The sequence below is a fragment of the Hymenobacter sp. DG01 genome (genome assembly GCF_006352025.1).
Lineage (GTDB): Bacteria > Bacteroidota > Bacteroidia > Cytophagales > Hymenobacteraceae > Hymenobacter.
The window spans coordinates 4,468,006-4,488,619 of record NZ_CP040936.1; the positions used below are offsets into that span (position 1 = coordinate 4,468,006).

The 20,614-nt window shown below is 57.3% G+C and carries 22 protein-coding genes; 5 read left to right on the plus strand and 17 right to left on the minus strand.

Going from position 1 to position 20,614, the window contains the following annotated elements:
• Positions 1–22: 22 nt before the first annotated feature.
• Together FGZ14_RS19065 and FGZ14_RS19070 are read left to right on the plus strand one after the other, a co-directional pair.
• Complete coding sequence (locus FGZ14_RS19065) at positions 23–1,204, plus strand: SHOCT domain-containing protein (RefSeq protein ID WP_180754419.1); 1,182 nt, start codon at positions 23–25, stop codon at positions 1,202–1,204.
• A gap of 103 nt (positions 1,205–1,307) precedes the next feature.
• Positions 1,308–2,357, plus strand: coding sequence for a DUF3089 domain-containing protein (locus FGZ14_RS19070; RefSeq protein WP_139925744.1), 1,050 nt, complete (start codon positions 1,308–1,310; stop codon positions 2,355–2,357).
• A 1-nt stretch (position 2,358) separates the two neighbouring features.
• Here FGZ14_RS19070 and FGZ14_RS19075 read toward each other — a convergent pair whose 3' ends face one another.
• The 8 genes from FGZ14_RS19075 to rplM form a co-directional block, all read right to left on the minus strand.
• Positions 2,359–2,667 carry a hypothetical protein gene (locus FGZ14_RS19075; RefSeq protein WP_139925745.1) on the minus strand — a complete coding sequence of 103 codons (309 nt, stop codon included), beginning with the start codon at positions 2,665–2,667 and terminating at the stop codon, positions 2,359–2,361.
• A 68-nt stretch (positions 2,668–2,735) separates the two neighbouring features.
• A complete protein-coding gene (locus FGZ14_RS19080; RefSeq protein WP_139925746.1) occupies positions 2,736–3,104 on the minus strand; it encodes a hypothetical protein in 369 nt (122 codons plus the stop codon).
• 48 nt (positions 3,105–3,152) lie between these two features.
• Positions 3,153–3,545: a hypothetical protein gene (locus FGZ14_RS19085; protein ID WP_139925747.1), complete on the minus strand. Its 393-nt coding sequence runs from the start codon at positions 3,543–3,545 to the stop codon at positions 3,153–3,155.
• A gap of 185 nt (positions 3,546–3,730) precedes the next feature.
• Positions 3,731–4,429: a carboxypeptidase-like regulatory domain-containing protein gene (locus FGZ14_RS19090; protein WP_139925748.1), complete on the minus strand. Its 699-nt coding sequence runs from the start codon at positions 4,427–4,429 to the stop codon at positions 3,731–3,733.
• 417 nt (positions 4,430–4,846) lie between these two features.
• Positions 4,847–5,686 carry a translation elongation factor Ts gene (gene tsf / locus FGZ14_RS19095; protein WP_139925749.1) on the minus strand — a complete coding sequence of 280 codons (840 nt, stop codon included), beginning with the start codon at positions 5,684–5,686 and terminating at the stop codon, positions 4,847–4,849.
• Between the two features lie 142 nt (positions 5,687–5,828).
• Positions 5,829–6,596 carry a 30S ribosomal protein S2 gene (rpsB, locus tag FGZ14_RS19100; RefSeq protein WP_110976785.1) on the minus strand — a complete coding sequence of 256 codons (768 nt, stop codon included), beginning with the start codon at positions 6,594–6,596 and terminating at the stop codon, positions 5,829–5,831.
• A 21-nt stretch (positions 6,597–6,617) separates the two neighbouring features.
• Positions 6,618–7,004 (minus strand): 30S ribosomal protein S9, encoded by a 387-nt coding sequence (gene rpsI, locus FGZ14_RS19105; protein ID WP_110976786.1) that lies wholly within the window; start codon positions 7,002–7,004, stop codon positions 6,618–6,620.
• 35 nt (positions 7,005–7,039) lie between these two features.
• Positions 7,040–7,492 (minus strand): 50S ribosomal protein L13, encoded by a 453-nt coding sequence (rplM, locus tag FGZ14_RS19110; protein ID WP_110976787.1) that lies wholly within the window; start codon positions 7,490–7,492, stop codon positions 7,040–7,042.
• 170 nt (positions 7,493–7,662) lie between these two features.
• Between rplM and FGZ14_RS19115 the strand changes: the two genes are divergently transcribed.
• Entirely contained in the window at positions 7,663–9,132 is a 1,470-nt protein-coding gene (locus FGZ14_RS19115) for a hypothetical protein (RefSeq protein ID WP_139925750.1), read from the plus strand.
• 77 nt (positions 9,133–9,209) lie between these two features.
• Here FGZ14_RS19115 and FGZ14_RS19120 read toward each other — a convergent pair whose 3' ends face one another.
• The 5 genes from FGZ14_RS19120 to recA form a co-directional block, all read right to left on the minus strand.
• Positions 9,210–9,923 carry an RluA family pseudouridine synthase gene (locus FGZ14_RS19120; RefSeq protein WP_180754420.1) on the minus strand — a complete coding sequence of 238 codons (714 nt, stop codon included), beginning with the start codon at positions 9,921–9,923 and terminating at the stop codon, positions 9,210–9,212.
• A 25-nt stretch (positions 9,924–9,948) separates the two neighbouring features.
• Positions 9,949–11,034, minus strand: coding sequence for a cell wall metabolism sensor histidine kinase WalK (locus FGZ14_RS19125; RefSeq protein ID WP_139925752.1), 1,086 nt, complete (start codon positions 11,032–11,034; stop codon positions 9,949–9,951).
• Between the two features lie 113 nt (positions 11,035–11,147).
• Complete coding sequence (locus tag FGZ14_RS19130) at positions 11,148–11,849, minus strand: response regulator transcription factor (protein WP_257883284.1); 702 nt, start codon at positions 11,847–11,849, stop codon at positions 11,148–11,150.
• Between the two features lie 309 nt (positions 11,850–12,158).
• The gene (locus FGZ14_RS19135; RefSeq protein ID WP_139925754.1) at positions 12,159–12,989 is read right to left on the minus strand and encodes a DUF3108 domain-containing protein; all 831 of its coding nucleotides are present in this window, start codon (positions 12,987–12,989) and stop codon (positions 12,159–12,161) included.
• Between the two features lie 247 nt (positions 12,990–13,236).
• A complete protein-coding gene (recA, locus tag FGZ14_RS19140) occupies positions 13,237–14,325 on the minus strand; it encodes a recombinase RecA (RefSeq protein WP_110976794.1) in 1,089 nt (362 codons plus the stop codon).
• A 206-nt stretch (positions 14,326–14,531) separates the two neighbouring features.
• On the opposite strand from recA, the gene FGZ14_RS19145 reads away from it, so the two are divergent.
• A complete protein-coding gene (locus tag FGZ14_RS19145) occupies positions 14,532–15,686 on the plus strand; it encodes a hypothetical protein (RefSeq protein ID WP_139925755.1) in 1,155 nt (384 codons plus the stop codon).
• Between the two features lie 42 nt (positions 15,687–15,728).
• On the opposite strand, the gene FGZ14_RS19150 is transcribed toward FGZ14_RS19145, so the two are convergent.
• Complete coding sequence (locus tag FGZ14_RS19150; protein WP_139925756.1) at positions 15,729–16,307, minus strand: GNAT family N-acetyltransferase; 579 nt, start codon at positions 16,305–16,307, stop codon at positions 15,729–15,731.
• Positions 16,308–16,503: 196 nt separating this feature from the next.
• Between FGZ14_RS19150 and FGZ14_RS19155 the strand changes: the two genes are divergently transcribed.
• Entirely contained in the window at positions 16,504–17,388 is an 885-nt protein-coding gene (locus FGZ14_RS19155) for an SDR family NAD(P)-dependent oxidoreductase (RefSeq protein ID WP_139925757.1), read from the plus strand.
• Between the two features lie 208 nt (positions 17,389–17,596).
• Here the strand turns inward: FGZ14_RS19155 and FGZ14_RS19160 are convergent, their stop codons facing one another.
• The 3 genes from FGZ14_RS19160 to FGZ14_RS19170 form a co-directional block, all read right to left on the minus strand.
• Positions 17,597–18,037 carry a hypothetical protein gene (locus FGZ14_RS19160; protein ID WP_139925758.1) on the minus strand — a complete coding sequence of 147 codons (441 nt, stop codon included), beginning with the start codon at positions 18,035–18,037 and terminating at the stop codon, positions 17,597–17,599.
• A gap of 87 nt (positions 18,038–18,124) precedes the next feature.
• Positions 18,125–19,087 carry a MoxR family ATPase gene (locus FGZ14_RS19165; RefSeq protein WP_139925759.1) on the minus strand — a complete coding sequence of 321 codons (963 nt, stop codon included), beginning with the start codon at positions 19,085–19,087 and terminating at the stop codon, positions 18,125–18,127.
• A 109-nt stretch (positions 19,088–19,196) separates the two neighbouring features.
• The gene (locus FGZ14_RS19170) at positions 19,197–20,585 is read right to left on the minus strand and encodes a peptidylprolyl isomerase (protein WP_139925760.1); all 1,389 of its coding nucleotides are present in this window, start codon (positions 20,583–20,585) and stop codon (positions 19,197–19,199) included.
• Between the last annotated feature and the right edge of the window lie 29 nt (positions 20,586–20,614).

Below are 20,614 nucleotides of genomic sequence, written 5' to 3' on the forward strand. Positions count from 1 at the left end.
TGCCCGCGGGCGGCTCCCTGCCATGGAAAAAGACCCTTCTCCCCTCGATACCCTACGCCAGCTCAAGGAGTGGCTTGATGCGGGTACCATCACGCCCCAGGAGTTTGAAACGCTAAAGAAAAAGCTGCTTTTCAATGAAGCCGCCCCCGGCGCTGGCCCGGCCGCTCCGGCTGCTCCGATAGAGCCCCCGGCGCCAGTGGTGCCTCCGGCTGCCGGGCCGCCGATGGCGGGGCCTCCGCAGTTTACGACTACCACGGCCGGCCCCGTCGAGGACCCGCTCATGCCGCCGGTCACGTCGCGGCCCCTGCACACGCCCTACGTAGCCGAGCCGCCTGCGCCGCCCATTACTACGCCCGGCTTCTCGCACCCCCTGGAAACCGGCCGGCCCGGTAGCTCGCCCACCCGCGACGATGCCTTTGTGCCCTCCGGACAGGTAGCAGAAACCGGAGCAGTAGAAGAAATGGTAGAAGAGGAGCCCTACGTAGCCCCCCCGAAAAGCCCGCTCAGCACCATCCTTATTGTAGGAGGCATTGTAGCCCTGCTGGCTCTGGTAGCCTACCTGATGTTGGGCAACCAAAGCTCCGAGCGGCTCACCAGCACCACGCTTACCGCCGCCGATTCAGTAGCTGCTACCCCGGAGGTAGGGCCGCAGTCGGAGCAGATTGATCTGCCGCCCGCTGCCGCTCCCGAAACCGTGCGCGTGGCGCCCGCCGTTCCGCCCGTTACTACCCCCACCGATACGGCAAGCCCCGCTGCTACGGCTCCGGCAGAAGAGGCCGCGCCGCCCGCGCCGGCTGTAGATGAAAGCGCCGCCCAGACCCGCATCGAAAGTGTACTCCAGAACTACTACGCCGATTTACAGGCCGCGCCCTTCTCGGCGTCTTCCTACTTCGCGCCCCGCGTAGAGCGGTTCTATCTGCAGCAGAACACTACCCCGGCAGCCATTACGGCCGAGCTGGAAAAGTCGCACTTTCCGGAGTTTCTCGAAGGCCAAACCACCATTGAGCCCGGCAGCCTGAAAGTAAGCCCCCCGGTAGCCGACGGCTCGCGGGTGGTTACTTTCATCGAGAAAAGCACTGCCCTGCGCCAGTCCCTGCAAAAGCGGCAGCAAACTACGGCTCAGGTGCGCGTCCGCTTCGATAAGAATTTCAAAATCGTGTACCTGCGTCAGGAGCGCCTCCTGGAAAACACCTTTACCGAGTAGGCCCTGTGCCGGCGGCCGCTCCCGCCTGATAAGCCACCCACGCGCGCTGCCTGCAACCGGCGGTGCGCGTGGGTGTTTTTACTGTCGATTTCCTTTTAGCAGAATGCGTACCCGCTTATTTAGTTTGCCCTTGCTGGGAGCCTTATTCGCGCTGGGCTCCTGCATCAATGTTATCAAGCCTGGCAAAGACTTCGCGCGCGTGGCTACCCCGGAAGCGCCCGACTACCGCATGGAGGATAATTGGGCTGCCCTGCCCGACCGCCGCGACTCTGCCGATGCCGTGCCGCGCCATACGCTGCTGCGCGACCAGCAGCGCGATGCTCCCGTGGATGTATTTTTTGTGCACCCCACCACCTACTACGGCCGGACCCAGTGGAACGCCAGCCTTACCGACGCGCGCGTCAACCACTTCACCGACGCCAGCACCATCCGGAAGCAGGCTTCGGCCTTCAACAGCACGGGCCGCATCTATGCTCCCCGCTATCGGCAGGCCACGTTGTTTTCCTTTTTTGATGAGAACAGCACGAATGGCAAAGAGGCCCTCGACTTGGCGTACAGCGACGTGAAAACCGCGTTTCAATACTACCTCGACCACTATAATCAGGGCCGCCCCATCATTATTGCCAGCCATAGCCAGGGCACCCACCACGCCACGCGGCTCCTGCGCGAGTTCTTCGACCAGGACCCCAAGCTACGCCGACAGCTGGTGGCGGCCTATCTCATCGGCTTTAAGGTAGAGCCCGAGCAATACCAGGTGCTGCGCCCCTGCGACGACTCCACCCAAACAGGCTGCTACGTAGGCTGGAACACCGTGGAGTGGGGCCAGGAGTATCCGCCCTTTCAGGGGGGTGTGGCTGTGAACCCGCTCACCTGGACCCGCGACACGGCCGCCGCCCCGGCCCGCCTCAACCTCGGTGGGGTGCCCTATGGCTTCGATGGGGTAGATAAGCGCGTCGTAGATGCCAAGGTGCACAACGGCCTCGTCTGGGTTCACCCTACCGCTCGCCCCGGCTACCCCCGTTTCCTGCTGCCCGGCCGCCCCGAGCTGCGCCACTCCTTCCACATCGCCGACTACTCCTTGTTCTACTACAACATCCGCCAGAACGCCGAGGCCCGCGTTCGGGCCTACCGCATGCTCATGCATGGGGGGTAGGCTAGCAAGAAAGCTGTTTTACCCTGTTATCGAAAATCATTCGATAGTGGCTTAAGGGTAGGGCTGGATTGTTGGCTGAGAAGGATTCCAGTCCGTTCCAGAATTGCTCCTCATCGAAACCGAGAAAATCAGAAGCTGCTGCCAACGCCAGATTATGCAGCTGATAGGCAACCGCACCAGCATAGTAGCTGTGATAAGCAATATGTTCGGTAGCCCTTTGCCAGGGCTGAGCCGGAGTAGGCGTTGTTCTGATTTCAATTAAGAAATGGTATAGAAGATAACGATAGGCATTTTTTCGGTTGTCCTGCATCAGACAAAGCAACAAAAAGCCCCGCTCATCTGAGATTGAGCGGGGCTTCTTTTTTCAGAGAAGGTCGCTTAGTTCAAGGCAGCCGTCTGGCCTTTCAGGATCTGGCGAGCCATGGCCAGGTTGGTGTCGCGGGAGTTAACTGCGAGGTAGATGAACTTGTCGCCGGTGGGGGAGAGCTTCAGCAGGTGCAGCTGATCGGTCAGGGTCAGCAGAATGTCCTGAATAGCCTGATCCAGCTTCAGGGCCTGGATTGCCTTCAGTTTCTGCTTCACCACTTCCGTGTTATAGGCAGCGGCAGTTTCAGCATCGAAGGCCGGCGTATTGGAGTGGTGAGCCAGGGGCATACCCGTTTCCGTCTCCACCACGGCTACGGCTACCAGAGAAGGCAGCTCCTTAAGAATGTTTTGAACGGCTTGGCTTGGCGTAATAGAGGCCATGAAAAGTATGTTGAAAAGTGTTAGTTGACTAGAGAGGCAATGATTAACTCAGTTGACACAGCGCCGCATAACTTCCCGGACCAGGGCCATATTGGTATCGGCACTGCGCACGGCCACGTAGCATAGCCACTGGTGGCCGGGGGTAGTGCGGAGGCAGTGCAGCTGGTCTTCCAGTAGCACCACCAGGTCCGTGAGCTGCTGGCTTCCCAGCCAGGGAGCCGACAGCATGCGATGTGTGTTTCGAATCAGCTCCGCATTTCGGCTGCTAATTTTATAAGGGTCGAAGCTGGAGAGGGTCGTGTAAGCAGCCAGGGTTTTGCCGGAGCCAACATCCACCACGGCGGTGGCAATCAGTTCGGGTAGCTCGCCCATTACGGAGCGAACAATGGCCTCTGCCTGCTGGCGCTCGGGACCCGTAGCTTCTCCCGTAATTTTCTTCACAGCAACTTTGTGTAGAAAAGGAAGTCTCATAGAGTAGCTACTGGGGTAGCAAAAGCGCAGTAGCCCGTGCTGGGAGCGAGCGGACTACCGCGCTGCTTGCGGTAAAAGTGCCGTATTCGGCAAAGCCGGCTAGGTGTGCAGATAAAGTAGGCGAAGTAAGAGAGCCGATAGGCTTCGGCAACTGCTTAAAAGAGCAACCAGCGTTTTTTAGCGGGTTTCGTGCGCTGGGCGTTGGGTAGCAGGGTTACATTTTCAGTCCGGCTTGCTTTCACCTGCAGTTCCTCTTCCTTGTAGCCGGCGTAGGCATACTGCAGGGTTGCAGTCTCGTGGCTAGCGGCAGGTACGCGCAGGGTGTAGTTGCCGTTGGCATCGGTGCTCACGCCCCGCCGGGTTCCTTTCTGCCATACAGTGGCACCTACCAGCGGACGACCGTTCTCATCAAGGATGCGGCCCCGTACCGAAACGGTGCGGAAAGCGCTGGCAGATCCGGCCTCGGCCGGTAGCTCCAGTGCATCCGTCATGCCAACAGGGACATTATCGGTGGGCGTATTTTCGGTGGGTAGGTTGGTTCCGGCAAACACGGCGGCACTCATCAGTGCACCAACTGCTACCATACTCGCCGCCCGCTGCCGGAAACGCTTGGGCTCCGTGCGGATCAGATCAAACTGACGTTGCACCCAGCCCACAGGCCGTACAGCATGACCTTTGCCTTTCATTTCGTAGAAACGGTTCAGCGTTTCGTCGGCCGTATTCTTATTGGCTTTCAGATATGCGTCCACCAATTCGGTGTTTTCGCTGGACAAGTCACCACGCAGATAAGCATCCCGATAGGCGGGTAACAAGTCGCCGGTGGTCGGGTGAAAGGGTAGAGCGCTGAGTTTCATGTTAAGAATGTTAAAGCGTTTGTAATAGGGTTGAGAACTGGGGCACGGCACAAAATTCGTTAGCAAATCTGACTTTCGACTGCTTTGGTGTCGCTACATACGTTTCAATTCGTTGAGCGTTGCATTTTGCTTGTTCAGTAAGACGTTTCCCCGGATGAAAATATATTTCCTATTGTGGGAATTTATATGATATGCCGGTATAGTGCTACCTGTAGACACAATGATATGACATAAATAATGATGATATGTATCTGGTTGATAATATATTTTCTGTAATTGTTGATTTATGATAATTATTATTAACATAGTTATATTATTGACTTGTGATAAGATGAGTCACATGCCCATTATGAGATATAAACGAAGAAGCCCCGCTGGCACTGCCAGCGGGGCTTCTTTGCCGTAGATAGTCTAGACTTAGCCTACAATGGCTACACGCTTGAAGTCCGAAATAGTGAGGCCCTTTTGCGTCTTGTCGAGCAACTGGGAAATGGTCACCGAGTTGTCCTTCACGAACTCCTGGTTGAGCAGGGTGTTCTCTTTGTAGAACTTGTTGAGCTTGCCCTGAGCAATTTTCTCCAGCATAGCTTCCGGTTTGCCTTCGGCGCGCGCTTGGTCTTTGCCGATTTCAATTTCACGCTCGATGGTAGCAGCATCAACGCCGTCCTTGTCGAGGGCAACCGGCTTCATGGCCACAATCTGCATGGCTACGTCGCGGCCTACGGCTGCAACATCGGCGCCACCTACGTTCTTCAGAGCTACCAGTACACCCTTCTTGTTATCCGAGTGGATATAAGAGGCTACTTTCTCAGCCGTTACGTTTTCGTAAGCAACCACGTCCAGCTTCTCACCAATTTTGCCCATCAGGTCGGTGATGTGCTCCTGCAGGGAGCGGCCATCTTCCTGAGCGGCGGCCAGCAGCTCCTCTTTTGAAGCAGCGTTGGTCTTCACGGCCGTAGCCAGGATCTGCTGGGCCAGGTTTTTGAAGTCTTCTACTTTCGCAACGGGCTCGGTTTCGCAAGCCAGGGCAATCAGCTTGCCATTGGTACCATCTTCGCTAACAGCAGCCAGCACCAGGCCTTCGGCCGTGGTGTTTTCCGAACGCTTGTCGGCAATTTTCTGGCCTTGCTTGCGCAGGATGTCGCGGGCGGCTTCGAAGTCGCCGTTAGCTTCGGTCAGAGCTTTTTTGCAATCCATCATGCCCGCACCGGTCATGGTGCGCAGCTTGTTCACGTCTGCGGCGGTAATTGCTGCCATTGTTGTGAGTTATATGAGGTTGAGAGGGTTTTCTGAGTGAGGCTACTGCCCTGGCCGCCAGGGCGGGGGTAGTAGTTATAGAAAAAGGGAACACCGGAGCCGAGTGCTTCGCATGTTCCCTTTTCCTTAGAGGGCAGCTAGCCTATTCGTCGGCGTTCTGCTTCTCCTGGATGCCTTCTTCTTCGGCTTGCTTCTTGTCGGCATCTTCTTTGTCGACTTTCCGCTCCGACAGACCGTCTTCGATAGCCTTACCCATTACGCTTACAATCAGCTGGATAGACTTCGAGGCGTCGTCGTTGGCCGGGATGGGGAACTGAACCAGCTCGGGGTTCGAGTTCGTGTCGCAGATAGCGAATACCGGAATACCCAGTTTCTGCGCTTCTTTCACGGCAATGTGCTCGCGCTTCACGTCCACTACGAACAGAGCGGCGGGCAGACGGCTCAGGTCGGCGATGCCGCCCAGAACACGCTCCAGCTTCTCCCGCTCGCGCGACAGCATCAGACGCTCGCGCTTAGCCAGTGCCGCGTAAGCCGTGTTTTCCTTCACCATCTTGTCGATGGTGCTCATCTTCTTCAGTGACTTGCGAACGGTAGTGAAGTTGGTGAGCATGCCGCCCAGCCAACGGTCCGTTACGAAAGGCATTTTCAGGCGCTTCGCTTCTTCCGTTACAATTTCCTGAGCCTGCTTTTTGGTTGCTACGAACATCACCTTGCGGCCGCTCTTAGCAATGTTGCGGATGGCCGCAGCGGCCTGGTCCAGCGAAACAAGCGTTTTGTTCAGGTCGATAATGTGGATGCCGTTCTTCTCCATGAAGATGTACGGCGCCATTTTCGGATCCCACTTGCGCGTAAGGTGACCAAAGTGGGCACCAGCGTCAAGCAGTTCTTTATAAGTGGTGGTCTGAGCCATGATAAGGGTTCCTCTGGAAGATTAGCGTTTCGAGAACTGGAACGAACGACGAGCTTTGCGCTTACCGAATTTCTTACGTTCCACCATGCGCGGGTCGCGGGTCAGGAAGCCTTCTTTCTTCAGCGCCGGACGAACCTCCGCGTTGTCGCCTACGAGGGCTTTCGAGATGGCCAGACGGATAGCCTCAGCCTGAGCCGAGATGCCACCACCGCGCACGTTTACCTTGATGTCGTACTGACCGACTTGCTCGATCGTCGCCAAAGGCTGGTTCACGATGTTTTCCAGGAGTTCGTTAGCGAAGTACGCCTTGATGTCCCGGCCGTTGATAGTGATATTCCCTTGCCCGGCCTGCATGTAGATGCGGGCCACCGAGGTTTTTCTTCTACCAGAGGTATTGGAGATTTCCATTAAGTGAAGAAGTTAAAAGAGGGGCCGAAAACGGCTTAGAGATTCGTCAGGGAAACAGCTTTGGGCTGCTGAGCTTCGTGGGGGTGGGTAGCACCGGCATACACGAACAGGTTACGGAATTGCTCCGCGCCCAGCTTGTTGCCTTGCAGCATGCCACGTACAGCGTGCTCAATCACACGGGTCGAGTCCTTAGCTTTCTTGTCGCGCAGGTTGATGCGCTTCTGACCGCCGGGGTAGCCCGAGTGGGTGATGTAGATTTTGTCGGTCATCTTTTTGCCGGTCACGCGCAGGTTGTCGGCGTTGATGACGATGACGTTGTCGCCACAATCCGAGTTGGGCGTGAAGGAGGGCTTGTGCTTGCCACGCAGCATGTTGGCAATTTGGCTGGCCAGACGACCCAGGGTAGCGTCGGCGGCGTCAACCACAACCCAGCCCTTGTTGGCGTTGGCTTTGTTGACGGATACCGTCTTGAAGCTCAGATGATCCATTGGGGAGGAGGATAAGCGTTTGAAAATGAAGAAGAAGCCGAACAGGGTTCGGGGAAAACGGACACAAAGTTACCGTCTTTCCCGGAATATTCAAGCCAGCGGCTAATTATTGTCTCTGAAACACTTGGCAGATGGCCTCCCCGCCGTTGCTGCGTACTTTTGCGCCACCTATGCTACCCTCTGAACTCTCGCCGGCATCCGCTGGCCCACTCCCTGCCCCCGACCGCCGTGCTTACGGGTTGCTGCTAGCCTTATTTCTGCTCTCGGTGCTCATGTGCTTTATCACGGAGGGTACCTACGATTCCGGCGACAGTATCAATCATTACCTCTATGCCCGGTACGCTTTTACTCACCCTATCAATTTCCTGGAGTCGTGGTCGAAGCCGCTGGTAGTGGAGCTTATGGCCGTGCCGGCGCAGCTGGGGCTACGGGCCGTGATGGTGCTGCAATGCGTGCTGGTGGCCGCCTCGGCCTGGCTGGCATACGGAGCCGCTCGCAGCCTGCGGCTGCCGTGGCCCTGGCTGGCTATCCTGTTCTGCTACGCCTCCCCTGATTTTTTTCGCATCCAGTTTTCGGGCCTGACTGAGCCGACCTTTGCCTTTGTTTTGATGGCTGGGGTAGCCCTGGTACTGCAGGGGCGGGCAAGCCTGGGGGCCGCAGTGGTTTCCTTTCTGCCGTTTGCCCGATCCGAAGGATTTATTCTGCTGGGAGTGTTTGTCTTGTGCCTGGCCCTGAGCAAGAACTGGCGGGCGTTGCCGTGGCTGGGGCTGGGGTTTGTAGTGTATGGGGTGGCTGGCCTATTTGTGTACCAGGATTTTCTGTGGGTTTTCACGCGCAATGCCTACCCCACTCGCAACGAAAGCTATGGTCATGGCCAGTGGGCGCACTTTATTCTGAGCCTGCCCAGCACCATCGGGTGGGTGCTTTACGGTCTGTTCTGGATTGGTGGACTGCGTATGCTTTGGGAGTGGATGAAGCCAGCGGCGCGGCTGCGGCCCCAGCAATTCACGGCCGAGCTGCTGCTGGTGTATGGCAGCGTGGTAGTGTTTATCGGGGCGCATACCATCTTCTGGACCTTTGGCATTTTCGGTTCCTTTGGCTTGACGCGGGTCTTGTGCTGCGTGGTGCCCTTGGTTAGCTTGATTGCCTTGCGGGGGGTAGCAACGCTGGCTGGGCTGGCTCGCACGGAGCAGGTGCGTCACCGGGTTCGGGTAGTGCTGACGGCGGGCGTGATAGTGTTTTTGGCCAGTGGTGCGCGGGCGGCGCTACGTTGGGAGCGGGACTTTGGCCGGGCTTCCGACCAGATTCTGGCCGACGAGGCAGCCCGCTGGGCACTCAGCCAGGGCCGGCCACCGCATGTAGTATTCCAGCATCCGTACTTTGCCTTGCCCTTGCAAGTTGATCCTTTTGGCCCCCAGCACAGCCTGATGTCGGCGGTACACGAGAAAAGCTGGCCTTTGCCCGTGGGTACGCTCGTACTCTGGGATGAATGGTATGCTGTGCTGGAAGGAAAAGTGCCCCTAGAGGTGCTGCGCCAGGACCCGCAGTACCGCCTGCGCTGGCAGCGGGCCATGCCCCGCAACCGCCGCAAACCCACCGCCGATTCCGTGCGCATTGCCATCTTCGAGAAAATCCGGTAGCGGCCGGGCTTACCCAATAAGAACAGAAAAGGACGACCCACGGATAGGTCGTCCTTTTCTGTTCTTATTGGGTAAGGCTACTGATACTGCCGCAGCGTTTCTACCAGTACCCGGAAATCTTTGGGGTAGGGAGCCTCAATGCTTACTTGCTCCCCATCCATTTTGGCAAACGTGAGCTGAGCCGCATGCAGAGCGAAGCGCTTAATGAAGGGTTGCTCGTCCTCACCCTGCTTCATGTTGAACTTCCGCTTCAAGGAAGACAGGTAAAAATCGTCGCCGCCGTACATGCCGTCGCCCACAATGGGGGCCTGCAGGTACGCCAGGTGCAGCCGGATCTGGTGCATGCGACCGGTAATAGGCTGGCACTCTACCAGTGTATGGCGGGCGTAGGCTTCCAGGGTGCGAACCAGCGTTACGGCGGGCTTACCTTTGTAGGCTAGGCGTGCCTTGCCCTTGGTAGTGGTTTCAATGCTGCGGTCCACGCGCAGGCCTTCGTACTGGTGCACGCCCCAAGCCACGGCGTGATACACCTTTTTTACCTCGCGGTTTTCAAACTGCATGGCCAGGTGGCGGTAGGCCGCCGGGTTTTTGGCCAGGGCCAGGGCTCCGCTGGTTTCCTTATCGAGGCGGTGGCAAGCCTGAATATCGTCGTAGTGCTCCCGCGCCAGGCGCAGGATATTGGGTGCCCCGCCAAACCGCTCATCGAGGGTGGCCAGAAAAGGGGGCTTGTTGATGATGACGAAGTCTTCGTCCTCAAACAGAATCAGGTCGGTGAAATTGGGCAGCTTCATAAAGAGCTGCAAAGGTACTCACTTCTTACGTGGCATCAGCGGGCGGCACGGCCGCAACGGAAGCGCGCGGCCGGGGCAGCTTAAACTCCAGGGTGGTGCCTTCGCCTACCTCGCTGCGCACCCGAATGGTGGACTTGTGCGCTTCCACGATGTGCTTGCTGATGGCTAGCCCCAGCCCGGAGCCGCCGGCCTCCCTGGATTCGCGGCTGCGACTTTTATCAATGCGGTAAAAACGCTCAAAAATCCGGTTTTGGTGCTGCTTCGGGATGCCCTCACCATCGTCCTGCACACTGATGCGCAAGGCCTTCCCGCTTTCGGATAAAGCTACGGTCACATGGCCGTTCTCGCGGCCGTACTTGATGGCGTTGTCAATTAGATTAATCAGCACCTGCCGGATGCGGTTGCGGTCGGCTACCACCCAGGCGTTGGATGTAGGCCCCGGCGCCAGTTCCAGGGTAACATTGCGGCGGGCAGCTTTCAGCTCCAGCTGCTCGAAAATGTCGAGCACCAGCTGGGCAATATCGAAGGGCTGACGCCGCATGCGTACTACCCCCTTCTCCAGCTGGGAAATGGTCACAAGGTCCTGCACCAGCAAATCCAGTGCATCCAAGCTGGCGGCCGCTTTTTGCAGGAATTTCTTCCGGGTGAATTCGTCGGTGTCGTCATCATCCAGGATAGTATGCACGAAACCCTGTGCGGCGAAAATGGGCGTTTTCAGCTCGTGCGATACGTCGGCCAGGAACTCGCGGCGCAGGACCTGCAGGCGCTTGAGCTCGTCAATTTCCTGTTGCTTGCGCTGGGCCATGTCCAGAATTTCGTCGCGCATACGCTTGAGCGGCTCCGGCCGGAACAGAAACTTGTTCGACATGCGCCGCAGCTCTTTGCGCTTGATGTGCTCCAGCCCCTGATAGATGTTGTTGATTTCCCGAAAAATCAGGGCCTCAAACATCAGGTACAGCAGCAGAAAGCAAGCCGCTACCGTGATGCCGGCTGCCAGCACACCTTCTTCCAGCGAGAGGGTAGGGGCTACCCAGGCCAGCGCGGTCAGGACGGCTGCCACCAGCAGGGACAGGATGATGGCAATGACGCGGGAAGAAATAGTAAACCCCATGAGCTGAAATAGGGCAATGGCGAGGTGGTGAAATGGTGAGTTTTGATGTTTCCGCGCCACTTGCGCCGTGTGCACATCAAAATTCGCCATTTCACCACCTCGCCATTTCACCGCTAATTATCCGTGTTGAACTTGTAGCCGACCCCTTTAATGGTTTGAATATGGTGGTCGCCCACCTTTTCGCGGACCTTGCGCACGTGCACATCCACGGTACGGGCCAGCACGAACACGTCGTTGCCCCAGATGTTCTGCAGCAGCTCATCGCGGCCGAAAACCTTATGAGGTGATGCCGCCAGGAAAGCCAGCAGCTCAAACTCCTTTTTGGGCAGCGTGATTTTGCGGCCATTCTGGTACACCGCAAAGCCGGTGCGGTCAATTTTCAGGCCGTTGATTTCGATGCTGCTAATCTGGGTCTGCGGGTCTTTGTCGCGGCGCACGAAGGCGGCCAGGCGGCTAAGCAAGGCCCGGGGCTTGATAGGCTTGGCAATAAAGTCGTCGGCGCCGGCCTCGAAAGCGGCCACCTCGGAAAACTCCTCGGCCCGGGCCGTCAGGAAAATGATGTACGTGTCTTTGAAGCGGGGCAGCTCCCGCAGCTGGCGGCAGGCAGCAATGCCGTCGAGGTGAGGCATCATCACGTCCAGCAGAATAATATCGGGGCCGAACTGCGGGGCAATTTCCAGGGCTTTGCGGCCATCGGGGGCGCTGGCTACCTCGTAGCCTTCCTTGCGCAGGTTGTACTCCAGCAATTCCACGATGTCCGGATCATCATCAACTACCAGAATTTTGTAGGCGTTTGGGGCGACGGTTGGCTGCACGGGACGAGGTGGTTTGGGGTAAAACAGAATGCGCGAAGACAAAAGTATGGCCGGCCGGCGGGCGCGGCGTATTACGTTTTCGTTACTAGCCGCCCTGGCCGAGGTAGGCGCGGGCAGCGGTATGGGCCAGACGTAATCAACCAGGGATGGGGTCGGTTTACTACTGCCCGGTGCTGGGTGCCGGGGCGGGGAAAGAATGGAGCGGCGCGGAGGGGATAAGGTGGTTTGCATCAGGTGAGTAGGGGAGAACAAGAGGAGAAGCAAGGAAAAAGAAAAGCGGCCCCCAATGGGAGCCGCTTCGCGCAAGCATCAGTTTGTTGCCACCAGATTCAGTCGGTTTCGGAGGCCTTTGTATTTGTACATGTCCACCTTCACGGAGCCCACGAACATTTCCGCCTGAATCAGGACCGGTATTTTATTTCGGTCGTCGGAGAGAAATACCGAAACGGCGTTTTCTCCTTTAAAGAGTTTGTTGCTGGGCATTTTCGGAACCAGCCGAATGGCGCGGATGACGCCGGCCTTGGTTTCCACGGTTTCCCGGCCCTTGTATATGACGTCCATGGTAAACACGTCCTCATCGAAGAAGCCCTGCACCTTGATTATTTCGCCTGGGCGGCGCTGGTCGTAGTTGAGGGTGCGCAGAAAGTAGAAGCCGCTGACCAGGTCCTGCACGTTATTAGGCGTTTTGAAAGTGCCTTTCTTGACGTCGTTCTTGTCTTTTTTGTGGCTTTCCACATTGGCTATGTCGCGCACATGGTCGAAGTCCACCGTTTCGCGCTTGCGGTAATTCTTCTCCTCAATGTTGCGGTAAAAGCGCTGGGGCAGAATGCTGGTGGTGTCAATATAAGACCGCCACGTATCCCGAATGCGCAGAAAGTAATCGAAGGAGCCCAGGGTGCGCCCGGTTACGGTAGCCCGGTAGCAGGGCCGCTCATTTATCCGGTGCACCGCGTCATCTACTTCAATAGTGGCTTCGGCCGCATTGATAAGTCCGTAGTGCACTTTGTATTGAAGCACCTCGCCCCGCTCAAAGCTGGTATTGGCAATCGTGCGGGTTGCTTCGGAGGACGGGCCGAAAGCCGTGAGTACCGCTGCCAGGGGCAGCGCACATACAGGAAACAGAAGCCAGCGGCGAATCATGTAAGAGCGGCAAATAAAGGTGTAGCCGGTACCTTCTCAAATGCGGTGCCAGCAAAGATAATCGGATTCTGATAGGGCAAAAAATAGGCTGTACGAAAAGAACCGCTCGAGTGATGAAAGTACAAAATATAGCACTATTGTCGGGCTTTCTTGGCTCTGATGGGGGTAGGGCCCGCCCTGCGGTACGGCAAGAAAAAAGCCCCGCTACTTAGTAGCGGGGCTTTTCAGAATCAGACAATCGGATGACTTACAGGTCAACCGTTTCGTCATCGTCCATGGAGCGGTCCTCGGGAATGGCGGCCAGCGCCTCTTCTGGGTCACCTTTCACTTTGGCCCGAATCTGAGCTTCGATTTTGTCGGCCAGCTCTGGGTTGTCGAGCAGCACGGTTTTTACACCCTCGCGGCCCTGGCCCAGGCGGTTGCCGTCGTAGGAGAACCAAGAGCCCGACTTGGCAATAATGCCCATGTCAACGCCCAGGTCGAGAATCTCGCCTACTTTGGAAATACCTTCGTTGTAAATGATGTCGAACTCAATCACCTTGAAGGGAGGCGCTACTTTGTTCTTCACCACCTTCACCTTGGTGCGGTTACCGGTTACGTTGTCCTTGTCTTCCTTGATCTGACCAATACGACGGATGTCGAGGCGAACCGAGGCATAGAACTTCAGGGCGTTACCACCGGTAGTAGTTTCGGGCGAGCCGAACATTACCCCGATTTTCTCACGCAGCTGGTTGATGAAAATGCACAGGCAGTTGGTCTTGTTGATGGTACCCGTGAGCTTGCGCAGGGCCTGCGACATCAGACGAGCGTGCAGACCTACTTTAGAGTCACCCATGTCGCCTTCCAGCTCGCCTTTCGGCACCAGCGCGGCCACAGAGTCAATAACGATAATGTCGATGGCACCGGAGGAAATCAGCTGATCGGCAATTTCCAGGGCTTGCTCACCATTGTCAGGCTGAGCGATGAGCAGGTTTTCGGTGTCGATGCCCAGCTTTTTGGCATACAGCGGGTCGAAGGCGTGTTCGGCGTCGATGAAGGCCGCAATACCACCTTTCTTCTGCGCTTCGGCAATAGCGTGCATGGTCAGCGTCGTCTTACCCGACGATTCCGGGCCGTAGATTTCAACCACACGGCCTTTGGGCAAACCGCCCACACCCAGGGCAATATCCAGGCCCAGCGAACCGGTGCTGATGACTTCTACGTCCATCACCTTGTTGTCGCTGAGCTTCATTACGGTGCCTTTGCCGTAGTTTTTGTCCAGCTTGTCCAGCGTGAGCTGGAGGGCTTTCATTTTCTCGGCGTTGGCGTTGACGGCCTTGTCAGTAGTTGCAGCCATTATAGAGGAGGGGTTGTTTGGAAATGCTTAGGTTTGGTGAATGTAGGCCTTTTCGCTTGGCCGCACAATGGGGCTCGAAGCCAGCCAGAACTACATTGCCGGGCCCTTTTCGGGTCGGCTAGTAGTAACGCACCTGGGCTATATTTTGTGCCCACAATGCTAAAAAAATTCGTTGAGTTTAGTAAGTTTTTCCTGTGCTAAAATTTTTGGGAAACCGACTCTTTTATACCTCTCTGATACTGACGTTGGTAGGTTGGCTGGGTAGTACGGGGGTAGGGTTTGGGCAGCTGAACAATCGAGCCTTTTTACATCGTTTGCCGGTGGGGCCCGCCTACGAGCACGAGCTGAGGCTGGACGTTCAGGGCTTTTTATTTAATAAGGACAACGAGTACTTCAACAAGATTGATCCGGGCCTGACTTACTTCGGAGCGCAGTTGGCCCCCCGGCTGGTGTATTTCCCCTCGGCTAACATTCGCGTGGAGGCCGGCGTGTTTCTATGGAAGGACTACGGCACGCCCCGGCTGCGGCAGGTACGGCCCCTGTTTACCGTGAAATACCAGAACGGGCCGCACCAACTGCTGTTCGGCAACATTGAGGGGCACCTGCACCACGGCTACATTGAGCCGCTGTTCGACTTTGAGCGCGTGATTACCAATCGGTTGGAAGAAGGCGTGCAGTACCAGCTGCACACCCCGCGCACTACCCTGGATGCCTGGGTGAACTGGCAGCGGCAGCAGTACCGGTTCAGTAACTTTCAGGAGGAGGTAGCGGGCGGCCTAAGCATGGAGCATACGCTGCTGGGCGACTCCTCGAAGTGGCTGCTGAAGCTGCCCTTCCAGTTTACGGCCACCCACAACGGCGGGCAGCTCGATACCATTGATAAGCCCCTGCAGACCTTGTTTAATGTTGCTACCGGACTTCGGCTGCGCCGGGTGTTGCCTGGTAAGTGGATACAGGCAGTTCACTTTGATGGCTACGGCACCTACTTTCACGACTATTCCTTTACTTATCAGCTGCCTTACAAGCGAGGCACTGGGCTCTATCTGAATGCCGGCCTGGATACGCGCCTATCCGATGTGCAGGTAGCCTATTGGCAGGGCAGCCGCCATATCTCGCCCCTGGGTGGTCGGCTGTACCAGTCCGTGTCAGTGTCCACCGCCGACCCTAGCTACACGGAACGCCAGCGCCAGCTCCTGATTCTGCGGGTGCTACGCGACTACCAGCTGCCGGGCAAAATTATTCTGACTACCCGATTTGAGCCCTTGTATGATCTGAACAACGGGTTGTTTGACTTCTCTTTCGCTCTTTATCTGAATTTCAATCAGAGCTTCTTACTGACCAAGCTGAAGAACGCCGATTAGCGTAGGCTTGATAGAGCCAACCAGCAGGCCGTGGGGAACAGCTTATTCCCGCCGGCGGATGTAGTGCAGAATAGTCTGTCCGGACCCCGCGAAGGAGCGCAGCGGCCAGAGCCGGGGCCGAGCCGGCAGAGGCCGGAAGCCTGCTGCTTCGGCTACGGCGCAGCTGCGGGGGTTATTGGCGCGGCACCGAACCAATAGGCGGGAGGCGTTTAGCGTGTCGAAGCCAAACCCGACCACCGCACCCAGCGCCTCCCGGGCGTAGCCCTGCCCTTCGGCGGTTTCGGCCAGGTAGTAGCCAATTTCCAGCGTAACAGGTGCCGCCCAGTTAGGCTTCAGGCTAATGTCGCCGAGGTAGTGGCCCGTGGCCGTGTTCCAGATACCCAGCACGTACAGGCGGCCCGAGGCCCAGTCCTGCCGGAACTGCGCCAATACCTGAGCCACATCCGTGGGCTGTTGCACTGCGGCCTCCCGGGATGGAAAGGATGGGCGCAGGCGCGTGCGGTTGTTGTCAATCAGCTGAAAGAAGTCAGGCGCATCGGAGGGCAGGTACGGCCGCAGAGTAAGCCGTGCCGACTGGATGGGCGCGCTGGAAGGGGTAGGCAGGGGCGGAGCAGCGTACATGATTTGGAGAATACAGCCACACAGAATACGGCAGATGCTCCTGTAACGGCCGAAAAGAGGGCTGAGCGGCTCCGGCCGAAAACCCGGCGGTTTGTCTGTCGTTCAAAAGCACAGCCTACCCGGTTGTGAGCCAATGCGTCTCACGGCGGTGCAGGTACCTGCTTTTATCTGTTCAACGTTATTCTCTTCTTTCCTCATGTCAGGCAGACTCATCAATAAAGTAGCCATTGTAACCGGCGGCGGTGCCGGCATCGGTGAAGCCATCAGCAAGAAATTTGCCCGTGAAGGCGCGGCCGTAGTGGTCGTGGGCCTCGATAGTGACCCAGTGCGGGAGGTAGTAGATGAAATTCTGGCCGAAGGCGGCCGGGCCATCGGCTACCTCGGCGACATTTCCCGCGAAGAAACCGCCAAAGCCTGCGTAAAAGCCGCCGTGGAGGAGTTCGGCAAGCTCGATATCCTGATCAACAACGCCGGCGCATTCCCTACCGTCTCCACCATCGACAAGTACCCCACGGAGGCCTTCGAGTATATGATCAAGAACAACATCTACTCGAACTTCATGATGACGCGGGCGGCCATTCCGCATCTGCAGAAAAGCAAGGGCAATATTGTATCAGCCGGGTCAGAAGCTGGGCACATGGGCGAACCGCAGAACACGCCGTATGGTGGGACCAAGGGCTTCGTGCATGCCTTCCAGCGTGGGGTAGCCGTGGAGCAAGCGAAGTTTGGCGTGCGCTCCAACATTGTGGGTCCCGGCCCCATTGACACGGCCTGGACCCATAAAGAAACCGGCCCCATGAACGCCAAGATGGAAAAGCTGACGGTGCAGGGCGTACCGCTGGGTCGGCGCGGCACTCCCGAGGAAGTGGCCAATGTGTACCTGTTCCTGGCTTCGGATGAGGCCAGCTACGTAACCGGCGCTACCTACTACGTGGACGGCGGCGTGACCATCTCCAAGGGCCCCCACGGCGACGAAGTGCCCAGCCACCTCAAGCAGGAGCCTACTGGCGAGCTGAACCTGAAGCACTCCAAAGAAGGCAACACTAAAGTGCGCAGGGAAGCCCTGGCCTCCATGTCCTAATCACGGATTCATCGGATTGCACGAATTGTTGTTCGCGAGGTTAATTGGCCATCCGTGTTAGCCTATGATATAAAAGGCAGAAACAAAGAAGCCGCTCCAAATAGGAGCGGCTTCTTTGTTTTACAGGCTTCACGAATTTATGTGGGGTAGCAGGTTAAGCACACACCCGCAATGTGTGCAATCCGATGAATCCGGCTAAATCCGTGATTTATTTCTGCAGGGCGGCGCCTACGCCAGAGCGGGATTGGGGCGGGCTGCCCAGGGCGTGCTGATTGCGCATTACGTTCACCTGGCGGGCTGCCTCGTTGAAGTACTCCAGCCGGCGAATCAGCATTTCTTTAGTGAGGACACGGCCTTCCGGCGTGCGCATTACCGATTTTTTGTCAGATAGAATCTGCTGCATGAGCGCCTCCGTGCTGGCTTCATTCTGGCGGAATTGCGCGTAGAACTCGCGCAAACGGCCCAGCACATCGTCTGTAGTCAGCCGGAACTGTCCGCCGGCCTGGTTCAGTACCTCGCTCAGCACATATACTTCCAGGGGCAAAGAAATGCCCAAAGCAGTAGGCTGGATGTTGAGGCCTGCTTCCAGGCCGCTCAGAATAATGTCGAGGTTGCGCTCAAATTGCTGGTAGTAACCGGCTGCTTCCACTATTGAAAAGTTGAGTGTTAAGGTGTGGGTGTTGAACTCTAGGAGCGACGGCACCAATAGGCTACGCTTTCCTGTATTTCAGCACCGTTAAAGAAGTTCTTTTACAATCTGGTCAATGGAGATGCCCTCGGCCTCAGCCTTGAAGTTGCGCACCAAGCGGTGCCGCAGAATCGGGAGGGCTACGGCTTTCACGTCCTCGATATCAGGCGAGTACTTGCCGTGCAGCAGGGCGTGGCACTTGGCACCCACAATAAGGTGCTGCGAAGCCCGTGGGCCCGCGCCCCATTCTAACAGCTGCGTAGCGCGGGCCGCTGCCCGGCCGGTATTCGGCCGGGTTTTGTGCACGAGGCTTACGGCATACTCCACCACGTTGTCGGCTACCGGTACCCGCCGCACCAGCTGCTGATAGGCCTGAATTTCGGCGGCGTGCAGCACCTTGCTAACCGTGGCCTTGGTATCGGAAGTGGTGTTCTTTACAATCTGCAGTTCAGCCTCGTAGCTAGGGTAGCCCAGCTCAATGTTGAACATGAAGCGGTCAAGCTGAGCCTCGGGTAGGGGGTAGGTACCTTCCTGCTCAATGGGGTTCTGAGTAGCTAGTACAAAGAAAGGACGCTGCAGAGGGTAGCGCTTGCCCGCCACCGTTACGGCGTATTCCTGCATGCTTTCCAGCAAGGCAGCCTGGGTTTTGGGCGGAGTGCGGTTGATTTCGTCGGCAAGTACGATGTTGGCGAAGATGGGCCCCGGTACGAAGTGAAAGTCGCGCTGCTGGTTAAGCGTTTCCGAGCCTACGATGTCCGAGGGCATCAGGTCGGGGGTGAACTGGACGCGGTTAAAGGAAAGGTCCAGCGAGTCGGCAATGGTTTGGATGAGCAGGGTCTTGGCCAGGCCGGGTACGCCCACCAATAGGCAGTGGCCCTGGGAAAAAACGGCCGTCAGGACTAGCTCCACCACTTCTTCCTGCCCGATAATCACCTTGCCGATTTCCTGGCGCAGCTTCTGGTAGGAACGGGCCAGCGCGTCGGCGGCTTCTTTATCGGAGGCAAAGGTCATAGAAAGCAAACAGAAGGATAAATACCAGTACAGAGACGGGAGAAGCAAGACAATGTTGCGGCGCAGCGGCCGGGCCAACATCCTGCTTCTCCCGCTCAGGGCTTCTGGGTTATAAGGTGGCGTTCAGCAGCTGGCAGCCGGCATACTCCGGGTCCACCTCCAGGTACACCGTGCCCCGGTTCTGGGCAAACCAGGCGTCGAGGGCTTTGTTTTTCTTCTCGTTGAGGGCAGCGGCAGCAATCTTCTGGTAGTCGTCGGTGAGGTTGGCCTGGTGAGGCGGTGTGTTCGACTTCAGCCACAGAATCCGGACGGCGTCCTTGCCATCGTCGGTGCGGTAGGGCAGGGGAGGCGTGATGCTACCTACCTTCATGGTGTCAATGGTGAAGAACACAGCCGGGTCGAGCTGGTCGAGGGGCAGGTAGGTGCTGCCGTCGCGGCGGTTCTGCAGCATGCCGCCATTGCCACCGGTCAGCTTATCATCCGACTTATCCTTGGCGGCTTTAGCGAAAGTGAGCGAGTCGGCCATAATCTGGCGGCGCAGCTTGGAGAGCTGCTGAGCGGCCTCGTTGGTATCGGCAGTACCGGTTTCGGGCTTGAGCAGAATGTGGCGGGTGCTGTAAGAATCACCTTTGCGCTCAATCAACTGAATCAGGTGAAAGCCGAACTGCGACTCCACAATGGGCGAAAGCCCACCGGGCTCCAGGCGCAGCGCGGCGGCTTCGTACTCGGGCACCAGCTCGCGGCGCTTGAAGAAGCCGAGGTAGCCACCTTCCGCCGCCGAGCCAGGGTCCTGCGAGAACTGCTTGGCCAGGGTCGCGAAGTCTTCGCCGGCCACAATGCGGGCCCGCAGCTCATTCAGTTTGGCCTGGGCTTCCTGCTTGGCTTTAGAGTTGGTTTTGGCAAGCATTACAATCTGGCCTACCTCCACCTCCGTAGAGTAGTAAGGCAGGCTGTCCTTGGGCATGCGCGAGAAAAACTGGCGCACCTCCCGCGGGGTCACGGACACTTTACCGGCAATCTGGTCCTGCATTTTCTGCTGTACCAACTGCTCTTTTACCTGTATCCGCAGCTCTTCCTTTAGCTGTTTGAGGGGCTTGTTGTAGTATTCTTCCAGCTTTTTCTCCGAGCCGATTTGCTGCACGAAGTAGGCCATACGCCGGTCCAGCTCGCCCTTCACCTGGTTGTCCTCCACCACTACAGAGTCGGTTTCGGCTTTGGCCAGAAGTAATTTGTTCAGGGCCAGGCTCTGCAGAATGCGGCACTTGGTATCCGGGGGCAGCGGTTTGCCCTCGGCACGGGCTTCTTCCTGGGCATAAATGGCATCCAGGTCGGAGCGCAGCACAATCTGGTTATCGACTTTGGCGATGATGCCATCAACGATGCGTTGCCCTACCGGCCGGCCAATGCCGAGCTGGGCAAAGCTGGCCGTAGCCGAAACAGCCACCAAGGCCGCACTGAGCAGCACTTGGCGGGCCGATACTTGCAAAAATTGAATCATGGAGTAGTTCCGTAATGCCGGGGTGCTAT

What these genes read in the sequence shown, in the direction of transcription:
- tsf (WP_139925749.1), bottom strand. Translation starts at nt 5,686, where the DNA reads ATGGCAGCAATTACCGCCGCAGACGTGAACAAGCTGCGCACCATGACC.
- FGZ14_RS19090 (WP_139925748.1), bottom strand. Translation starts at nt 4,429, where the DNA reads ATGAAACTCAGCGCTCTACCCTTTCACCCGACCACCGGCGACTTGTTA.
- rpsI (WP_110976786.1), bottom strand. Translation starts at nt 7,004, where the DNA reads ATGGAAATCTCCAATACCTCTGGTAGAAGAAAAACCTCGGTGGCCCGC.
- FGZ14_RS19080 (WP_139925746.1), bottom strand. Translation starts at nt 3,104, where the DNA reads ATGGCCTCTATTACGCCAAGCCAAGCCGTTCAAAACATTCTTAAGGAG.
- FGZ14_RS19125 (WP_139925752.1), bottom strand. Translation starts at nt 11,034, where the DNA reads ATGGGGTTTACTATTTCTTCCCGCGTCATTGCCATCATCCTGTCCCTG.
- FGZ14_RS19170 (WP_139925760.1), bottom strand. Translation starts at nt 20,585, where the DNA reads ATGATTCAATTTTTGCAAGTATCGGCCCGCCAAGTGCTGCTCAGTGCG.
- FGZ14_RS19150 (WP_139925756.1), bottom strand. Translation starts at nt 16,307, where the DNA reads ATGTACGCTGCTCCGCCCCTGCCTACCCCTTCCAGCGCGCCCATCCAG.
- FGZ14_RS19070 (WP_139925744.1), top strand. Translation starts at nt 1,308, where the DNA reads ATGCGTACCCGCTTATTTAGTTTGCCCTTGCTGGGAGCCTTATTCGCG.
- rpsB (WP_110976785.1), bottom strand. Translation starts at nt 6,596, where the DNA reads ATGGCTCAGACCACCACTTATAAAGAACTGCTTGACGCTGGTGCCCAC.
- FGZ14_RS19115 (WP_139925750.1), top strand. Translation starts at nt 7,663, where the DNA reads ATGCTACCCTCTGAACTCTCGCCGGCATCCGCTGGCCCACTCCCTGCC.
- FGZ14_RS19165 (WP_139925759.1), bottom strand. Translation starts at nt 19,087, where the DNA reads ATGACCTTTGCCTCCGATAAAGAAGCCGCCGACGCGCTGGCCCGTTCC.
- FGZ14_RS19075 (WP_139925745.1), bottom strand. Translation starts at nt 2,667, where the DNA reads ATGCAGGACAACCGAAAAAATGCCTATCGTTATCTTCTATACCATTTC.
- recA (WP_110976794.1), bottom strand. Translation starts at nt 14,325, where the DNA reads ATGGCTGCAACTACTGACAAGGCCGTCAACGCCAACGCCGAGAAAATG.
- FGZ14_RS19065 (WP_180754419.1), top strand. Translation starts at nt 23, where the DNA reads ATGGAAAAAGACCCTTCTCCCCTCGATACCCTACGCCAGCTCAAGGAG.
- rplM (WP_110976787.1), bottom strand. Translation starts at nt 7,492, where the DNA reads ATGGATCATCTGAGCTTCAAGACGGTATCCGTCAACAAAGCCAACGCC.
- FGZ14_RS19120 (WP_180754420.1), bottom strand. Translation starts at nt 9,923, where the DNA reads ATGAAGCTGCCCAATTTCACCGACCTGATTCTGTTTGAGGACGAAGAC.
- FGZ14_RS19155 (WP_139925757.1), top strand. Translation starts at nt 16,504, where the DNA reads ATGTCAGGCAGACTCATCAATAAAGTAGCCATTGTAACCGGCGGCGGT.
- FGZ14_RS19135 (WP_139925754.1), bottom strand. Translation starts at nt 12,989, where the DNA reads ATGATTCGCCGCTGGCTTCTGTTTCCTGTATGTGCGCTGCCCCTGGCA.